Source organism: Halorhabdus rudnickae (assembly GCF_900880625.1).
Lineage (GTDB): Archaea > Halobacteriota > Halobacteria > Halobacteriales > Haloarculaceae > Halorhabdus > Halorhabdus rudnickae.
On the sequence record NZ_CAAHFB010000001.1, the window covers coordinates 472,433 to 488,843 of the forward strand.

The following is a 16,411-nucleotide window of genomic DNA, read 5'->3' on the forward strand; positions in this document are numbered from 1 at the left end:
ACACATGGGTAATGTAGCCGTAGACATGGCGGACATCAGGAAGTCCTACGGAAGTATCGTCGCACTCGACGAGGTGAACCTATCCGTTCGGAGTGGAGAGGTTACGGCCCTGGTCGGTGACAATGGGGCCGGAAAGTCGACGTTGATCAAGTGTCTGTCGGGCGTTCACTCGCCCGATAGCGGAACTATCCGAATTCGCGGGGAAGAAGCGTTCATCGACTCCCCAGGGAAAGCGAAGGAGCTGGGAATCGAAACGACCTACCAGGATCTCGCCTTGGCGTCGAACTTGAGTGTGGCAAAGAACATCTTCCTCGGGCGCGAGGAGGTGTTGGGTCCGAATCGACTGTTTGGGGTCCTCAACAAGTCGAAAATGCGCGCACAAGCACAGGAGCTTCTCGAAGACCTCAACATCGGTGACATTGACCCGGACGCACTCGCGGGTGATCTGTCCGGCGGCCAGCGCCAACTAGTCGCGATCTCTAGAACGCTGCTCACAGACCCTGAAATTGTCATCATGGACGAACCCACGAGCGCGTTATCCGTCGAGGGTGCTACACAGGTCCTCGATTTGATTCGGGAGTTACGCGAGCAGGGGATCACCGTCCTGTTGATCTCTCATAATCTCGATCACGTCTTGGACGTAGCCGACCGGATAAAAGTTCTCTATCAGGGGATGGACGCTGGCGTCCTTGAGAGAGACGTCGCGACCAGAGACGAGATCGTCTCCCGGATGGTCAGTGGTCTTCCCGACCAGCAACCAGAGGACACAGTCGCATGAAACGAGCCACTCATCGAACGGTAGCCGGGGTACAACTGCGCAAACCGCATCCAGATTCCGTTACAAACAATGTCCGTTTCTGAGACACTCACAAACAATACGGCTCTCGATGATGTATCGATTAACAGTGTCAGCCGATACGGACCGATCGTCGGTCTCGTCGGACTGTACGTGTACTTCACGCTCGCGACGGATCGGTTTTTGACTGTCGGCAACCAGTTGAACCTGCTCGAACAGGTTTCGATTATCGGTATCCTGGCGACGGGGATGACGTTCGTGATCATCTGCGCCGAGATCGACCTGAGTATCGCGCAGATGCTGGAGTTCATCGGGTTGTTGATCGCCGGCCTCGCAACCGGGACGGTCCTCGGACAATCGCTCCCGGTACCGATCGCTGTGCTGGGCGGCTTCGCCGCCGCGATCGCGCTCGGCGGGATCTCGGGGTACATAACTGCTCGGTTCGACGTCCCCTCGTTCATGACGACCCTGGCCATGCTGTTTCTCGCGGACGGACTCGGGCAGTTCGTCTCGAATAATCGCCCCATAGGGGGGCTGCCCGAGTCGCTGGTCTGGCTCGGTAGCGAAGCGACCTTCGGCATCCCGAACATCGCGCTTACCTTTCTCGTTCTTCTGGCGATCTCGCAGTTCGTGCTTTCGTACACACGGTACGGGCTGTACATCTACGCGGTTGGAGACAACCGCGAAGCTGCCGAGCGGATGGGGATCAACATCACGGTCATGCGGCTCTCCGTGCTCGTACTTATGGCAGTGTTTACCGTCGTCGGCGCGATCGTGACTATGGGCCGTATCTCGATCGCGACCCCGAACATGGGCGCGAACTTCCTGTTGCCACCGATCGCTGCGGTGATTCTCGGCGGCGCGGACCTGTTCGGCGGTTCCGGAAACATGATCGGGACGCTCATTGGCGTCCTCATCCTCGGTGCGCTCTCCAATGGACTCAACCTCCTCGGTGTTGATCCCGCCGGCCAGCTCATGGCCCAGGGGATCGTGCTCATGATCGCCGTACTGGTCAACGTCGTCGGCCGCGACTAAGCCGCCACTATTTTCAAAAAAGCTGTCCTGTCTCCAAGAAAGTGAGATCGGTCACTGACGACAGACCTGTTCGTTGCGAGGGCCGACCGGCTCAGAAGTACTGGTTGAGATAGTCAGAGGCGTTCTCGCCAGTGACTTCTAGCCCCTCGATCTGCACGGAGTCCTCCAGATCTTCTCCCTCAACCGCCTTGATGCCCATGTCGATCGCGGTACGGATCATCTCTTCAGGGAGCTGTGCGATCGTGCCGTAGTACTGATTATCGCTGAACAGGTTGACCCACGCCTCTGACCCGTCGATCCCGGTAATCGCGACGTCCTCGAGTTCGGTTCCCGAGAGAGCCTGGTGGGCGCCGAGTGCCATCAGGTCGTTGTGAGCATAGACACCGTCGATGTCGTCGCCGTAGCGCGTGACGAAGTCTTCCATCACACCGACCGCAGTCTCAGTCGAGAATTCGCCAGTTTGGCTCCCTAGGACGTTGATCGAATTGTTGTTCACGTACTCCATGCCTCCCTCTTGGCGCTCGTTCGTGACGCTCGCGCCCTGGGTCCCTTGTAGTTCGACGATGTTGTACTCGTCTTTGCTCTGAGCGTCCTGCATGAATCCGTGCAACAACTCGACCGACCGCCGACCGAGGCTGACGTTGTCGGAGGCAACGTACGTTGCTGGATCTGCACCGGAGACGTTTCGGTCGACGGCGATGAACGGGACGTCCTGATCGTTCGCCTGCTCGACGGTGGGTGTGAGGGCCTCAGCACGGATCGGTACGGCCATCATGAAGTCAAGATCGTTTGAGAGTGCCGTCTGCAGATCGGAAATCTGCTCAGACTGTGACCCTCGAGAGTTGTTGAATGTGCCCGAGAAGTTGTCGCGTTCCTGGACCGCTTCGTTGAACCCATTTTGCATCCGGGCGAAGTAGACGATATTGAGCGACGGGACCGATAACGTGCTCTGATAGTCTTGTCCACCTGAATTCCCCTGACTTTCAGTTGTCATTCCCTGATTTTCGGTTGTCATTCCCTGGCTTTCTGTTGTCATGCTTGGTGACTCCGTAGTCTCGTCCCCATCACCGGCACAGCCAGCCAAGAGTGTTGTGCCTGCCGCTACGCCTGCTGTTATGAATCTACGACGGTTTAGCAACTCTGGCATACACTGCAAACACTGTATATAGATCATTATAAATCTAATGGTATCCTGTCACCAGGTTTTTTGATACTGACTCTCGTATTCCGGACTTGATGCCGCTACAGCGACTTGATTCCTACTTGGAAGCGACCGGCCTGGACGCGGTCTGGTTCGGAAGACCGAACAATTTCGCCTGGCTGACCGGCGGTGATAATGTTGTCAACCGCGCTGAGCCGGTCGGCGTCGCGGCGGCCGGGTACGACGGGACGACGATGACCGTCGTGACGAACAACATCGAAGCCGACCGACTGCGGGCGGAAGAACTGGACAGAGACATTCGTATCGAGACATTCGATTGGTACGAGACGGACCTCGCCGACGCGGTCCGCGACGTTAGCCCGACGCCTGCGGGAGCAGACTTCGACATCCCTGGTTTCGAGGTGATTGATGCGTCGGGTCTCCGCCGTCCACTCACCAACGAACAGATCGTGTCGTATCGAGCGCTCGGTGAAGACGCGGCTGCAGCCGTCGAGACCGTGATTTCCGACCTCGATCCGTCCATGACAGAGCGTGAAGTCGCCACACGGCTTCGAACTGAACTCGAAGGGCGCGGTATCTCCGGATCAGTTGTTCTCGTCGGTGGCGAACAGCGCGCAGAGGCCTATCGTCACTTTGTCCCGAAAGACGAACCACTGGGCAGGTACGCCCTGCTTTCGGTCAACGTCAATCGAAACGGCCTGTTTGCTAGCTGTACACGCACTGTCGCGTTCGACCCACCGACCTGGCTAGCAGAGCGGACCCGAAAATCGATGCGCGTTGAGGCGACTGCGCTGGCGGCGACACAACACGTCGCTTCCAAGGGCGGCACTGCCGGTGATGTCTTCGAGTTCATCCAGGATGCCTACGCTGCGGTGGGATGGTCCAAAGAGTGGCAGAACCACCACCAGGGTGGCGCAACTGGCTTTGCCGGCCGAGAATGGATCGCAACGCCCGATAGTGAGATGCCCGTCGATCTGCCGTCAGCCTATGCGTGGAACCCGACGATAAGGGGTGCGAAAAGCGAAGACACGTATCTCGTCACCAAAGACGGGTTCGAACTTCTCACTGGGACAGACGCGTGGCCGATGACGACGGTCTCAGCTGTCGGATTCGATGTCGAACTCCCTCGTCACGGTATCTTTCATCGGGAAACGTGACGCTCGGGGAGAACGGTCATCCTGCGTAAGAATTAATCACTAACAGGACACACTCAATGGCATGGGTCAAATCCACGTCGCGGGGAGCGTCAACATTGATGTTTCCGTTCAGGTCGATAAACGCCCCAAACCGGGAGAGACAGTCGAGGGAGACGATCTTGACTTCGTGCTGGGTGGCAAGGGAGCCAATCAAGCGATTGCGGCGTCCAGGTTGGGTTCGGCCGTCAGTATGATCGGGAGAGTCGGCACGGACAGGTTCGGTGACGAACTTCTCGAACGGCTCGAACGCGAGAATCTCTCGCTGACGTACCTCCATCAAGTGGCGGACGAACCGAGTGGGACCGCTCTGATCACGATCGATGCGGACTCCGAGAACTCTATCGTGATCGTCCCCGGAGCGAATGCGGCACTTGCCCCCGAGGACGTGACAGAGGTCCCTGTCAACGCTGACGACATCGCAGTCTCCCAGTTCGAGATTCCACAGCTGACGATCCGGGCGTTCTTCGAGCGGGCACGTGATGCGGGCGCGACAACGATCCTCAACCCGGCACCGGCCGATGAGTTCCGTGAACCGATCCTACCGCTCGTAGACTACCTCGTCGTCAACGAGACGGAGACATTGTCTTACAGCGATATCGACCACCAATTGCCATTGACGACGGCCCAAATAATCGAAACGTGTGAGAACCTGCGCGCCCACGACAGTCAGGTATTGGTAGTTACGCGCGGCGATGACGGAGTGCTGGCGAGTACGCCGACAGAGACGATCACTCTGGATGCACACCCAGTCGAGCCGGTCGACACGACGGGTGCTGGAGATGCCTTCGTCGGCGCGTTCGCGACGGCACTAGATGACAAAAAACGTCTCAAAGACGCCCTCGAATGGGCAAACGCCGCAGGTGCCGCCGCGACGACAACCAAGGGAGCGTCGTCCTCGCTGCCGACGCCAACCGAGATACAGCAACTTATCCCCTGAGAGAGATACACTTGAGCGGATGCTGTAGATTTGACATTTATTTAAACATACTTATGATTGATGGATATTGTTCGGCAAGCGAAAACGGGATCAAGTTAGATCCTACTTACACCATCGAGCCGTGGATTTACAAATTAACGGTTACAGGACAGCTGTCGCCGTTCTGTGGCTTATTTGTGGACGAAGTAGGTATCTCCCGGAAACCGGGGGTCAGTGCATTTTCTCAGACTGGGACTCTTTACGGGCTGTAAGAAATCCGTGCCAGCCACGGTTTATAGCCTTTGAGCGTCCTGAAACCCAAGATTCCTCTATATTCACACCTGGCGAACACCGAATGCCCCTCCGGGAGAGAAACGAGAATCTTTGCGATTCAGCTGCCGAGACTGGTGGAGGTAGTGGCCCTTACACTGGTCTTCTATCTCTATGTGGGTCTGATTACACTTCCCAAATCAGTACGCTAAGTGGTGAAACGAGCAAACGACGGGCTGCTTTTATATTAGGACGTATTCAACTCCTGCTGTACCGTACGGCCTGTTTCCCAGAGCCGAACAGTCATTCTGCCGGGCATGAAATCGGAGCTACGCTCGTTTGTTTTTGAGCTGTTGCCCGATCTTGCTCGACAAGGACAACGTATTCGACCGCCAATACATCGCCCATGGCAATCGAGACTTTCGTAGGAATACCTACGAGAGTCATCGATCACCGGTCTAATCTGGCTCTCGCCGAATTGAGGCTTCTCTGAAGACAATCCATCTCCGTATTTCGAAGAGGCACGACTTCGTCGTCGTGTTTACGGTGCACTGCCAGATGGTCCGATACGTTTTCACCAATTTAGATAACAACCGTACTCTTGTGATGGAAATCGATCATCAATTAAAGCTGCTCCTGGAGTCGGGTCGGTGTTTAGTCACATATCAAAGTTGGGGATAGTGTTCAGATAAGCTGGTTGCATGCAAATGCGAAGGATCTGAGCCAATCGTCGGCTGTTTCTGTAGCAGCGTGGCTAAAATAGTCTGAAAACGGATACGTTTTGCGTTTTACCTCATTAAAGACACGTTCGACACTGTCCCGATTTCCGCTGCGTTCGTCTCTGAAATCGAGACCGTATCGGTTGCAGGCGTCTTTCAACGAGTGCGGTCCATCGATGAGAAACACAGCATCGTCAACGTCGTGTTTCTCACGTAGCTCGTGGAAAACCCGCAAGAATGCGTTAGTTCGCGTTATTTCGGGCTTTATATATGGATATCCGTTTATTTTTATCGACAGTAGCGAACGGGAAATATTGCTCGTCGTTGGGTCGAGTGGCGGATCCATCGACTACGACGTGATCCGGGCAGTGCCAATATTCAGGTTGTAGATCGGATTTGTGCACACAGTTGTAGACAGCCTATCTCGATAGTTCGACACCATATATTTCAATAATTAGAACAGTATTCAAAATAGATAGTCCAGCCAGATGCAACGGAATACTGAGCTACATCAGCAATCGCGGTGCGCTTCTCGCACGAGACAATCTACGTTGACCAGGTCGACACTACGGTTGAGGTGTGTGTTTTCTCGTTACTCCGTTGATGTTTCATCCCGCACTGCGAGCACAGGAACGGGCGATTTTCTGAGCACGCGTTCGGTTGTACTCCCGAGGATGTACCGTTCGATTCCGCGCCGCCCGTGCGTTCCCATCACCAACAGGTCGATGTCCGTCTCATCGACGTAGGCCAGGATCTCCTCTTCCGGCAGCCCCTTCCGAATTGCCGTCCTGAGAGAGATCCCGCGATCTGCTGCTGTCTCGCGCAAGTCATCGAGTGCGTGCTCACCGATAGCTTCGTAGCGATCAAAGTGTCCATCAATATCTCCATCGATACTCACATCGTCGATTCCCGTCCCGCTCGCCAGTTCTGCGACCTTCGCATCGTCGACGACGTACAGGACATGGACCGTTGCCTCAGACAGTTCCGCGAGTGTGAGTGCTTCATGGAGCGCCTGTAATGCGAGGTCGCTGCCGTCGGTGGGTACGAGAATTTTCTGATAAGCTGGGCCAGTCATACTATGAAATTACCCCCCTGACACGCACTCGCTGGTCGGTTGTGTGTTCGGCTATCTGTACCGTTGTGAGTTGTATCTGGATCAAACATATTAATCTAATCGTCCCCAATTGCCGGATCGAGTTCATCGGTCTCGATGCCACTAGAGTCACTTGTTCCCCGGATGTCGCTGTCACGCCAGGTTCCGCGTCGGAACCACAGCCATGCGATGACCGCTCCGGCGACGTTCGAGGCGAAGAAAGCGATCCAGATCCCGCGGACGTCGGTCTGTCCGAGGAACCACAGGTCCGTTGGAAGTACGCCTTGGGAGGCCACGTATGCGACGGGCAGTCGGATGACGGCGAGTGCAGCGATCGAGATCGCAGCAGCGATTAGTGTCTTGCCGGCCCCGCGGAAGCCACCCGTGAACGCCCGCTGGATCCCGATGAACCCGAACGACAACGCGACGTACCGCAGGAACTCTGCGCCGACATCAAGCACGGCAGAGTCGTTGGTGAAGACCGAAACGATGGGCGTCGGGACGAAGAATATCGCCACGCCAGCCACACCGAGGACCGCAAACAATCCTTTCGCGGCAACGTAGTTCGCCTCTTGGGCGCGGTCGTACTTGCCAGCCCCGACGTTCTGGCCCGTCATCGTCTCCACACCGCGCGCGACGGCGATCGCGGGGAGGAAGATGACCGAGAAGACGCGGGTACCGATGCCGAACGCGGCGACGACTGACGTCGAGAACAGCCCAACTACGAACAGCAGGGCGTTGATCGAGAGTGCACGGCCAGTTCCCTCGACCGACGCCGGGATGCCGATTCGCAGGATCTTCCGGAGGTACTGGAGATCGGGTTTCATATCGGCGAGATTGATTTGGATACCGCGCGTTCCCGACACCATGATGGCGAGTCCGACGACCATCGCCAGCCCCCGCGAAAAGACCGTGGCGATCGCTGCCCCCTGAATGCCGAGTTCGGGGAAGGCGATCGTCCCCACGAGCGGTGCGCCGTCGACGACCGCCCAGCCGTTGATGAGGAACGGGTCGAGAATCACGTTGAGCACGACCGTTCCGAACATGACGAGCATCGGCGTGATCGTGTCGCCAGCCCCGCGCATCAGCGAGATGAACACGGTGAACCCGAACATGAACGGCAAGCCGACCGCAATCACCTGCATGTAGGCGGTCGCGCCTGAAAGGACATTGGGCGACGCACCGAGAAGCGCCAGGAACTGACGGACGAACGGGTAACCGATCGCACCGAAGATAGCTGAGGTGAGGACGGCGAAGGTGACCGTTTGGGAGGCTGCGTACTCGGCCTTTTTCGTTTCCCCGGCACCCGTATGTTGTGCGACCAGGACGCTCCCGGCGACCGAGAGGCCCATCCCGAGCGAGATGAGCAAGAACACCATTGGGAACGCAAAGGAGATGGCCGCCAGTGCATCCGTCGAGTACTGACCAAGCCAAAACGTGTCTGCCAGGTTGTAGGCGGTCTGCAGCAGGTTCGTAACGACGATAGGCAACGAGAGGAACAACAGCGGCTTGACGATGCCACCCTCTGTCAGGTTGAGTTCCTCCTGGCCCTTAAAGAAGCTCACGCGACCACCTTTCCGGGTTTCCATCCGAGGTGCAGTTCCAACGTGGTTTCGAGAACGGCACGCGCCTCATCGAGCGGTTCGTCGAGTGACACTTTCCGTGCGTGTGCGCCGTTGGTCATCGTTGTGACGAGTCTGGCGACTTCGTCCGGGTCGGATTCCTCGAAGTCACCTTCGTCGATGCCATCGGCGACGATCTCCGCGATGACCGCCCGCATCATATCGTCGAGATCGAGAAATCGTTCGCGGAAGAGTTCCTGAAAGGGTGCCTGGGCTTTTAGTTCCATGATCGCCACGGGAAAGCCGTCCGCGTCGGGATGTGCCGGTGTGAAAACCGCATCGAGAAACGCAGTGAATCGTTCTCGCGGGTCGGTCGCCTCGGTGGTGAGTTCCGCTTTGAATCGCCCGATCAGATCGTCGAGAAATGCGTTCAGTAACTCCTCTTTCGTATCGAAATGATAGTGGATCGCTGCGGTGGTCATCGAGGACTCGTCGGCGATCTTCTTGATCGTAAGTCCGGCATATCCGTGTTCGCAGAGTATCCGGTTCGTCGCGTCGATGATCTCGTCTGAGGTCTCCGATTCCATTCTCTACTCTGACTTATTAACTGGTTAGTTAAGAGGGTTTTGACTGGTTAGTAAGTAATTAAGATGTCATTTCTTCATCCATAGTTTCAGCAGACAGGTCGCGATGGCTAGCCCCGGAGCCACATCGTCTCGGTATTCGGGTTCTCGGCGGAATGGATGTCTCTCCCCAGTGTCTCGTGTTTCAATCCGCTCGCACCCTCTTCCGAGAATGGAACTAACTAACGGCGTATACGGCCTGGCGCTCGACGTGTCACTGGACAACCGCGAGATGACGCCCAACCCGGTTGCCGTCGACACCGAACGGACTGTTCCCGCTCGACGTCAGTCTCCCAGATGGACTCGACAACCTCGCGGACGCGCTCGATGCCGGGGGACTGAGCCCGGACGACCCGTGGGTGGTCGTCGTCACGTATTAGGACCTCGATCACGCTGGTTGTCTGGCGGTAGTCGTCGAGAGGACCGATGTCGTCGTGTTCGCCCCCGAGCGAGATACCCCGTATCTCGAAGGAGACAAAGAGCTAGTCAAATCCAGCGAGGAGCGCCCGATGGAGATCACGCCGGCGACGGTCGATGTCCAGGTGACCGGTGGGGAGACGTTCGCGACTGCAGCCGGGCCGATGCGAGCCGTTTTCGCGTCCGGGCACAGCCCCGGCCACACGTCCTACTACGTCCCCGACGCAGAACTGTTGATCAGCGCCGACGCACTCAACGTCGTCGACGACGAACTGGTGGGCCCACGCGAGGACGCCACACCCGATCTGGAGACCGCCTGGGAGAGCATCTAGGGACTCGCGGAACTCGATATCGAGGAGACGTTCTGTTTCCACGGCGGGTTCATCGAGGCAGAGACCGACCGCATCGAGACGTCGGCAGCCGACCGTTAGGGCAGCGTGTGTACCGAAAGTGCAGCCTCCAAGGGTGCCAACAGGCGGTTCCGGGAGCAACCGATTTATGCTGATCAGCCCACAAAGGGGAGTGATGTCAGACACTATGCGCGCAGCTGTCCTTCCCGAAGCAGGCGCCGACTTCGAACTCGTCGAACGCGAGGTACCCCAGCCAGCACCTGACGAGGTTCGGGTCGCAGTCGAAGCCTGTGGGATCTGTCACAGTGACGCATTCGCGAAGGAAGGAACGCATCCCGGACTGTCCTACCCCCACGTTCCCGGCCACGAGATCGCCGGCCGGATCGATGCCGTCGGAGACGACGTCGAGGCCTGGTCGACCGGCGATCGGGTCGGGGTCGGCTGGCACGGCGGCCACTGCTTTACGTGTGATGCTTGCCGCCGCGGGGATTTTCAGCAGTGTGAGAACGCTGAAATCACCGGGATCACGTACGATGGCGGCTACGCTGAATACACGACTGTCCCGTCGGAGGCCCTGGCAGCCATCCCCGAAGAGCTCGACGCTGCCGACGCTGCACCGTTGCTCTGTGCCGGCGTGACGACGTACAACGCGCTCCGCAACACCGACGCCCGACCTGGTGATCTCGTCGCCGTTCTGGGTGTTGGCGGTCTCGGTCATCTCGGAATTCAGTACGCCCACGCGGCTGGATTCGAGACTGTCGCCCTTTCGCAGTCGCCCGAGAAAGCGAATCTCGCACGAGAGCTTGGGGCAGATCACTTCGTCGACACCGCCGAAGAGGACCCGGCCGAACGGCTGCAGGAACTCGGTGGTGCGGATGTCATTCTCGGGACTGCGCCATCGAGCGACGCGGTAGAGTCGATTCTCGGTGGTATCGGGACGGACGGATCGGTCGTTCTCGTCGGCGTCCCCGGCGAACCGATCACTGTCGACGTCCAGAATCTCGTGGGGACGCGAGGGAGTGTCGAAGGATGGGCATCGGGTCATGCCCGTGACTCCCAAGACACACTCGAATTCAGCTCGCTCCGCGATATTACACCGGAAATCGAGACGTACCCACTCGATGACGTCGCCGCAGCGTACGACCGGATGATCGAAAACGAGGCCCGGTTCCGCGTCGTCCTCGAACCGTGATACGACGGGTCACCGACGCTGGACCCAGAACACCGAGAGGACGACCGCCCAGCTGACCGCCATCCTCACGGACAAGCGCTGCGAGGCGAATGCTACGGGGCTTGATCTCGTGGATCGAGCACGACAGTTCGTGAACCAAAGAACTAACTAACGGCTTCTTTGACTCCCCCTCCGAGTTACTCACCGCGGTCGATACGGCGCTTGAACAGATTGCCGTCCTAGAAGTGAGTGCCCCTCCTAATATTCACTATATGTCTAAAAATCTTATTAGAGGAGAATGTAACTTCCTTCAGCTCGAGAGGCCAGTATGGGCATCAGTCAGACGTCATCGGGTGACCAGCGATGAATACGATCGACCAGGTCGAACGTGCGGTTCGCGAGACATCACACTACCTCAAACGCAATCTCGGCACGCACGCGGGCAAACGCGGCCAGACCAATCCCAGCGACGAGGTCCAGACCGACGCCGACGTGTGGGCAGACGAGCTGTTTTTCGACGCGCTCGCGCCGCTGGACGGGGTCGGCAGTTATACCAGCGAGGAGCGCTCGGAGACCGTCGATTGCGGCGAGGGGTACGCAATCGCAATCGATCCGCTGGACGGGTCGGGCAATCTCGCGTCGAACAACTCCGTCGGGACGATCGTCGGCATCTACGATCAGCCGCTCCCGACCAGCGGGCAAAACCTCGTCGCGGCGATGATGGTCCTGCATGGTCCCTACACGACGATGACCGTGGCGCGTGCCGACAGCGACGTCGTTCAGGAGTACCTCCTCAGGGACGGCCACAACGAAAGACGGGGTGTCTTCGAGCTTCCGGCAGACTACGTCGTCGTCGGGATCGCCGGCAAGCCCATCGACCGCTCGCAAGCAGTCAACGCCCTTGCTGAGGACCTACAGCGTGACCTCAAACTCCGATATGGCGGGGCAACAGTCGCAGACCTCGCGCAGGTACTCGAATATGGTGGCCTCTTCGGGTATCCGGAATCGGACGTATATCCCGACGGCAAGCTCCGGATCCACTTCGAAGCCGCGCCATTGGCGTATCTCGTCGAGGCGGCCGGGGGCGATTCAAGCGACGGTCGCCAGTCGCTGCTCGAGGTCGAACCCGAGGACCTGCACGCCCGGACGCCGACGTTTCTCGGCAATACCGAACTGATCAAACAGGTCGAAGCAACGCTCGACGCGGAATAGTTGAGTCTGGCTCTCTCAACGCATACGGTCTTGATTACAGCGGGCGGTGGTGCAGAATAGGTCTCAAGGCCTCACTCGGTGGATTTCTGTTTGAGCCGATCTTATGAGTGTCCCGACAGTCGTCGAAGATCTCTTTGTGGTTCCTGAACCGCAGTCGGGGGAAGTCTCAAACAGAGATATGGTAGTAGAGGGCCTGTGGAGGCTTCTGAACCACCGCATGAACGCCGTTACGAGAGCCGTCTGAGAGAGTAAGCCGGGGGACCAGTCCCGGAGAAAACAGAGACAAAACCACTCCAGGCCTGTTGGGTCGTTGTAAATGCATCCATTATCGGGTCTGTCAGGGGGGTAGTTCAGTAGTCCGAGAGATTCGATTGTCGGTATGAATGTTGACCGGTAAGCACGTACGGTGCAATGGTTCGAAAGAACTGTGCGACAAGGACGAGCAAAATCGGGCCGAGAAAAATACCGTAGAAGCCGAACACGATCGGGCCGAGTATATACGCAAACATCAGCAGACCCACATGCGTCCGGTTGCCACTCACATACGGGCGAATCAAGAAGTCCGGGATCGTATCGACTACAACGAATGCTAACACGACAAATAAGATCACGAAGCCGAACGCGTCTGGTTGACCACTGGCGACGGCAGCAACCGCAAGTAGCGCTCCCACAGGGAAATAAACGATTTTCATCCCGACTACAGGAATCAAGCTTCCTGCCCCTGTGAGTGCACCGACCAGCGGTGCAAACGGCACTTTTACTGCTCCTGGAGCGATGAGATTATACCCAGAGAACACGAGAATCCCAATAATTCCCGTCACGAATGCGTTCAGAATATTGCCGAAGAGAATTGAAGACAGCTCAGCGTCAACGGACCGTGCATATGACTCGACAATACCAGACTCATCAAAATTGTCGAGGAACCAGCTTACGAGACGCGATCCATCGGTGAGCAGATAATACGTTCCGGCGAGAACAATAAATCCGTGGAGTGTGGCAGTTGCGATGAGGCCCACCGAGTCGAGGAGGGTAGCAACCGTTCGTTGTGCCCATGCTTGAACTGCAGGATCGTTGAGAATCGCGGTGACCTCCTGGGGGTTCATCGCCAGGAGGTCACTGAATTCTAACCCTACCAACGGTGTGGGGAGCCCACTTCCTTGTGCTGACTGTAGTGCGGAGAGATACGCTGCACCGGGACCGTTCCCACCAACGATGCGTTGGATTTCAGGTACGACTAACACAAGGGTATATGTGAGCAAAAATAGAAACGGCAGTAGGAAAATGGCGATTGTAGTAACAGCAAGCACTTGACGGCGATAGGGGAGGTGATGTCTCTGGAGTTGTGAAGGAAAAGAGAGGTTCTCGAGCTTACGATAGATCGGACGGCTTGCATAGTAGAGAAAGACCGTGAATACGAGTGTCGCCTGAAACTGGATCAAAACGAAAACTACAGCGGTTAGTAATCCTAGACCACCTACGCCAAAGAGTGCTCGTCGTCGTAGTGCTGCATCGTACTTCATTTGCCTAATGACTACCGCCCTAGCAAAAAGACATGTTGGTAACGGACAACCGACCTGTTGTTATGACACAAAAGAGTTAGGTGTAGAATTCGATTTTATTATTTACATGATTGCAGTGCCCATTATAGACCACCCGTATTGCTCATCTAAGGTGGTGCAGTAGTTGAGACTGATACGCCTAATGCATACGATATTGCCATCACGAGTCCTATTTAGTGAGATGGTGACTGAACCAGTTGCTTGCTAAAGCTGCGAACGCAGATATAAGACAGAGAATTGAGCTACAGCAACCCTGATCTCCCCGCACCCAGTATCTGTTTGCTATGTACATACTGTCGCGGTTAGTCAACACTACGATACTGATAGAGGACGAGTGCAACCCCGAACGGGATGACACACCAGAGGATGAGCTCGACGAACGCAACTGTTGGATGCAGGTACCACACAGGTACGTTCGAGCCATAGGCTGATTGTACGACCACGATATTCGAGAACACGTTCTCCTGCAGATCGCTGATAACGCCGGCCGCTGATGCTGCCGAATTCGGGACCCCGAGAATCGGGTTTGTAACGACATTGAACAGTCGGAGCGGTGGGAGCCAGCGTACGAACACGAATATCGGATTGTCCGGTGGAGTGAACCCGTCGACACTCGTACCAGTGGCAGCACTGTAGAGTGCGTTCGATATTGGGAACCACGCAAAATGAAGCCCGGTGAACACGAGAATCACTGTTCCAGCAATGGATTGGCTCCGTATGACTGTTGAGATTGCAACGCCGAGTCCAGCTATACAGCCAACAAAGACGAGAGTAACTGCCAGAAAGACGGCAAGCGTACCAAAGGGAACCAGCCCGTATCGAGGGATTGCAACAAGACAGGTCCCAAGAACAGCACCGACGACTGGAACGGCGAACGCGCTCGCACGGCCGAGAACGAGACCGACAAGGGTATTTGTCCGTGAGGCCGCGGTGCCTGCAGTCACCCGGATGCTCCCAGTATCGCGTTCGCGTGTGACCGTCCGGAAAGTGCCAAAGAGGATACCAACACCGCCCAGCAAAGCGATAGGCGTCTGAAGCCCTGCCAGCGGGACACGGGCACCAAGCGAGTCCTGAACGAGCGTGGTCGGGGAGAGGCTTAAAACACCAGCACCGAGAACGAGAACGCCGAGCACCCACACGCCAGGTGTTCGAACGAGACGACGGAACTCGCGGCGAGCTACTGGCTGCCACGACCCAGGTAGTGAATCAACGACACCGTTCTGGCCGGGTATCCATTTGAATGGAAACCGACCCAACAGGAGGTGTGACGGGGATTGATTCCAGAGCTTCTGAAGAATTCCCGTCTCGCTGGCTGGGGCGAGATCATTCCGTCGAAAGACCGCTGTACCGCTCCACAGAGCTATCGCCGGCCACGCAGAGGAAATTATAAGGGCAGTCCATAGAGGAATTACTGGACCCGTTGATGTGGCCTGCCCAGTTCTTCTAAGAGCATCGGAGACCTGGGAAGCTGCACTCGTGGGCCCGACAGGCCCGCCGAGAAGCCAGTCGGTAAGGGCGTAGTACGCGCTCTGAAGCGAGAGCCACTTTCCAGCCTCGAAGGCTGCCGGATTTGCCATCTGGTTGCTCGGTGCGGAGCCGGTTACAAACTGCCAGAGGAATGGGAGCGTGAGGGAGTTCCAGAAACCACCGAGAAAGAGCGTTACACCGAAGACGATTACGGCAGCACGAGCCGTTGACGAACTCGCAGCCGATAGCCCCACTGTCACCCCGACCCATGCAAACACATAGCCGAGGGAAATGAGTAGTAGTCCGACCAGTAGTGGGACCGAGAAACGGCCATATTGGAAGACATCGGAGCCGACGATGACGATGATTCCAGCGACAATTGGGACGGCGAGAGCTGCGCTACGGCCGAGTGTTTTGCCGAGAACGAATTGACGTCGAGTAAGCTGGGTCCCGATAAGTACCCGAGCAGTTCCGTTCTCACGTTCGCCGATAATCGATCGAAAGCCGAGCGCGGCCGCAGCGAATGGCACGGTGACCGCAACGGCAACTTGGGCATCTACGAACACGACTGCATCACCGAGAACCTGGACAACGTCTGCGTCCGGTTGCGTCGGCAATCCGCTCACCAGGACGAAGCACAACCCGATAATCCACGGTGTCTTCCCGCGGAGATAGCGCCGGAATTCGGTCCGCATGACGGAGGTGGAGAGCATCGATACTGGGTCGTCATTGTATTGATGTAATACTCCCGAAATAGTCCACTGCGACTTCCTTCTGTCTGGACGACGTATAATAAGCATAGATTTGAAAAGGACAGTCGTTCCAAATGTTTTTACGGGTATTCTACGAACCGCTGGTATGGT

General features: G+C 56.9%; 14 protein-coding genes and 1 pseudogene. 8 read left to right on the forward strand and 7 right to left on the reverse strand.

Annotated features, from left to right (window positions below; translation table 11 throughout):
* The first annotated feature begins 4 nt into the window (after positions 1-4).
* Together BN2694_RS02400 and BN2694_RS02405 are read left to right on the forward strand one after the other, a co-directional pair.
* Positions 5-778, forward strand: coding sequence for an ATP-binding cassette domain-containing protein (locus BN2694_RS02400; protein WP_135662263.1), 774 nt, complete (start codon positions 5-7; stop codon positions 776-778).
* A gap of 171 nt (positions 779-949) precedes the next feature.
* A complete protein-coding gene (locus BN2694_RS02405) occupies positions 950-1,831 on the forward strand; it encodes an ABC transporter permease (protein WP_167879943.1) in 882 nt (293 codons plus the stop codon).
* A gap of 91 nt (positions 1,832-1,922) precedes the next feature.
* Here BN2694_RS02405 and BN2694_RS02410 read toward each other — a convergent pair whose 3' ends face one another.
* Complete coding sequence (locus BN2694_RS02410) at positions 1,923-2,867, reverse strand: substrate-binding domain-containing protein (RefSeq protein ID WP_167879944.1); 945 nt, start codon at positions 2,865-2,867, stop codon at positions 1,923-1,925.
* Positions 2,868-3,067: 200 nt separating this feature from the next.
* On the opposite strand from BN2694_RS02410, the gene BN2694_RS02415 reads away from it, so the two are divergent.
* A complete protein-coding gene (locus tag BN2694_RS02415) occupies positions 3,068-4,150 on the forward strand; it encodes a M24 family metallopeptidase (RefSeq protein WP_135662269.1) in 1,083 nt (360 codons plus the stop codon).
* A 61-nt stretch (positions 4,151-4,211) separates the two neighbouring features.
* On the forward strand, positions 4,212-5,126 hold the full coding sequence (locus BN2694_RS02420) for a ribokinase (protein ID WP_135662271.1): 915 nt from the start codon (positions 4,212-4,214) through the stop codon (positions 5,124-5,126).
* A gap of 933 nt (positions 5,127-6,059) precedes the next feature.
* On the opposite strand, the pseudogene BN2694_RS02425 reads toward BN2694_RS02420, so the two are convergent.
* The 4 genes and pseudogenes from BN2694_RS02425 to BN2694_RS02440 all read right to left on the reverse strand — a co-directional run bounded on the left by BN2694_RS02425 (position 6,060) and on the right by BN2694_RS02440 (position 9,336).
* Positions 6,060-6,653 (reverse strand): annotated as a pseudogene (locus BN2694_RS02425) (IS6 family transposase).
* A 33-nt stretch (positions 6,654-6,686) separates the two neighbouring features.
* Positions 6,687-7,169, reverse strand: coding sequence for a universal stress protein (locus BN2694_RS02430; protein ID WP_135662273.1), 483 nt, complete (start codon positions 7,167-7,169; stop codon positions 6,687-6,689).
* A 95-nt stretch (positions 7,170-7,264) separates the two neighbouring features.
* A complete protein-coding gene (locus BN2694_RS02435; RefSeq protein ID WP_135662275.1) occupies positions 7,265-8,752 on the reverse strand; it encodes an MATE family efflux transporter in 1,488 nt (495 codons plus the stop codon).
* A complete protein-coding gene (locus BN2694_RS02440) occupies positions 8,749-9,336 on the reverse strand; it encodes a TetR/AcrR family transcriptional regulator (RefSeq protein ID WP_135662277.1) in 588 nt (195 codons plus the stop codon). The genes BN2694_RS02435 and BN2694_RS02440 overlap by 4 nt, the downstream gene beginning before the upstream one ends.
* Before the next feature lie 284 nt (positions 9,337-9,620).
* Here BN2694_RS02440 and BN2694_RS17875 point away from each other — a divergent pair, with 284 nt between their 5' ends.
* The 4 genes from BN2694_RS17875 (at position 9,621) to BN2694_RS02455 (ending at position 12,522) form a co-directional block, all read left to right on the forward strand.
* Entirely contained in the window at positions 9,621-9,752 is a 132-nt protein-coding gene (locus tag BN2694_RS17875; protein WP_280176657.1) for a hypothetical protein, read from the forward strand.
* Between the two features lie 54 nt (positions 9,753-9,806).
* Positions 9,807-10,121: an MBL fold metallo-hydrolase gene (locus BN2694_RS17330; protein WP_244605337.1), complete on the forward strand. Its 315-nt coding sequence runs from the start codon at positions 9,807-9,809 to the stop codon at positions 10,119-10,121.
* Between the two features lie 205 nt (positions 10,122-10,326).
* Positions 10,327-11,331 carry an alcohol dehydrogenase gene (locus BN2694_RS02450; RefSeq protein WP_135665389.1) on the forward strand — a complete coding sequence of 335 codons (1,005 nt, stop codon included), beginning with the start codon at positions 10,327-10,329 and terminating at the stop codon, positions 11,329-11,331.
* Between the two features lie 342 nt (positions 11,332-11,673).
* Positions 11,674-12,522 carry a class 1 fructose-bisphosphatase gene (locus BN2694_RS02455; protein ID WP_135662279.1) on the forward strand — a complete coding sequence of 283 codons (849 nt, stop codon included), beginning with the start codon at positions 11,674-11,676 and terminating at the stop codon, positions 12,520-12,522.
* 350 nt (positions 12,523-12,872) lie between these two features.
* On the opposite strand, the gene BN2694_RS02460 is transcribed toward BN2694_RS02455, so the two are convergent.
* Together BN2694_RS02460 and BN2694_RS02465 are read right to left on the reverse strand one after the other, a co-directional pair.
* Complete coding sequence (locus tag BN2694_RS02460; protein ID WP_135662281.1) at positions 12,873-14,042, reverse strand: AI-2E family transporter; 1,170 nt, start codon at positions 14,040-14,042, stop codon at positions 12,873-12,875.
* Positions 14,043-14,383: 341 nt separating this feature from the next.
* A complete protein-coding gene (locus BN2694_RS02465; RefSeq protein ID WP_167879945.1) occupies positions 14,384-16,261 on the reverse strand; it encodes an ABC transporter permease in 1,878 nt (625 codons plus the stop codon).
* Positions 16,262-16,411: the final 150 nt, after the last annotated feature.

Bases quoted from the DNA above. Each gene is read 5' to 3' on its own strand.
- BN2694_RS02410 (WP_167879944.1), bottom strand. From the start codon at position 2,867: ATGACAACAGAAAGCCAGGGAATGACAACCGAAAATCAGGGAATGACA.
- BN2694_RS02415 (WP_135662269.1), top strand. From the start codon at position 3,068: ATGCCGCTACAGCGACTTGATTCCTACTTGGAAGCGACCGGCCTGGAC.
- BN2694_RS02450 (WP_135665389.1), top strand. From the start codon at position 10,327: ATGCGCGCAGCTGTCCTTCCCGAAGCAGGCGCCGACTTCGAACTCGTC.
- BN2694_RS02420 (WP_135662271.1), top strand. From the start codon at position 4,212: ATGGGTCAAATCCACGTCGCGGGGAGCGTCAACATTGATGTTTCCGTT.
- BN2694_RS02400 (WP_135662263.1), top strand. From the start codon at position 5: ATGGGTAATGTAGCCGTAGACATGGCGGACATCAGGAAGTCCTACGGA.
- BN2694_RS02430 (WP_135662273.1), bottom strand. From the start codon at position 7,169: ATGACTGGCCCAGCTTATCAGAAAATTCTCGTACCCACCGACGGCAGC.
- BN2694_RS02465 (WP_167879945.1), bottom strand. From the start codon at position 16,261: ATGCTCTCCACCTCCGTCATGCGGACCGAATTCCGGCGCTATCTCCGC.
- BN2694_RS02455 (WP_135662279.1), top strand. From the start codon at position 11,674: ATGAATACGATCGACCAGGTCGAACGTGCGGTTCGCGAGACATCACAC.
- BN2694_RS02440 (WP_135662277.1), bottom strand. From the start codon at position 9,336: ATGGAATCGGAGACCTCAGACGAGATCATCGACGCGACGAACCGGATA.
- BN2694_RS02460 (WP_135662281.1), bottom strand. From the start codon at position 14,042: ATGAAGTACGATGCAGCACTACGACGACGAGCACTCTTTGGCGTAGGT.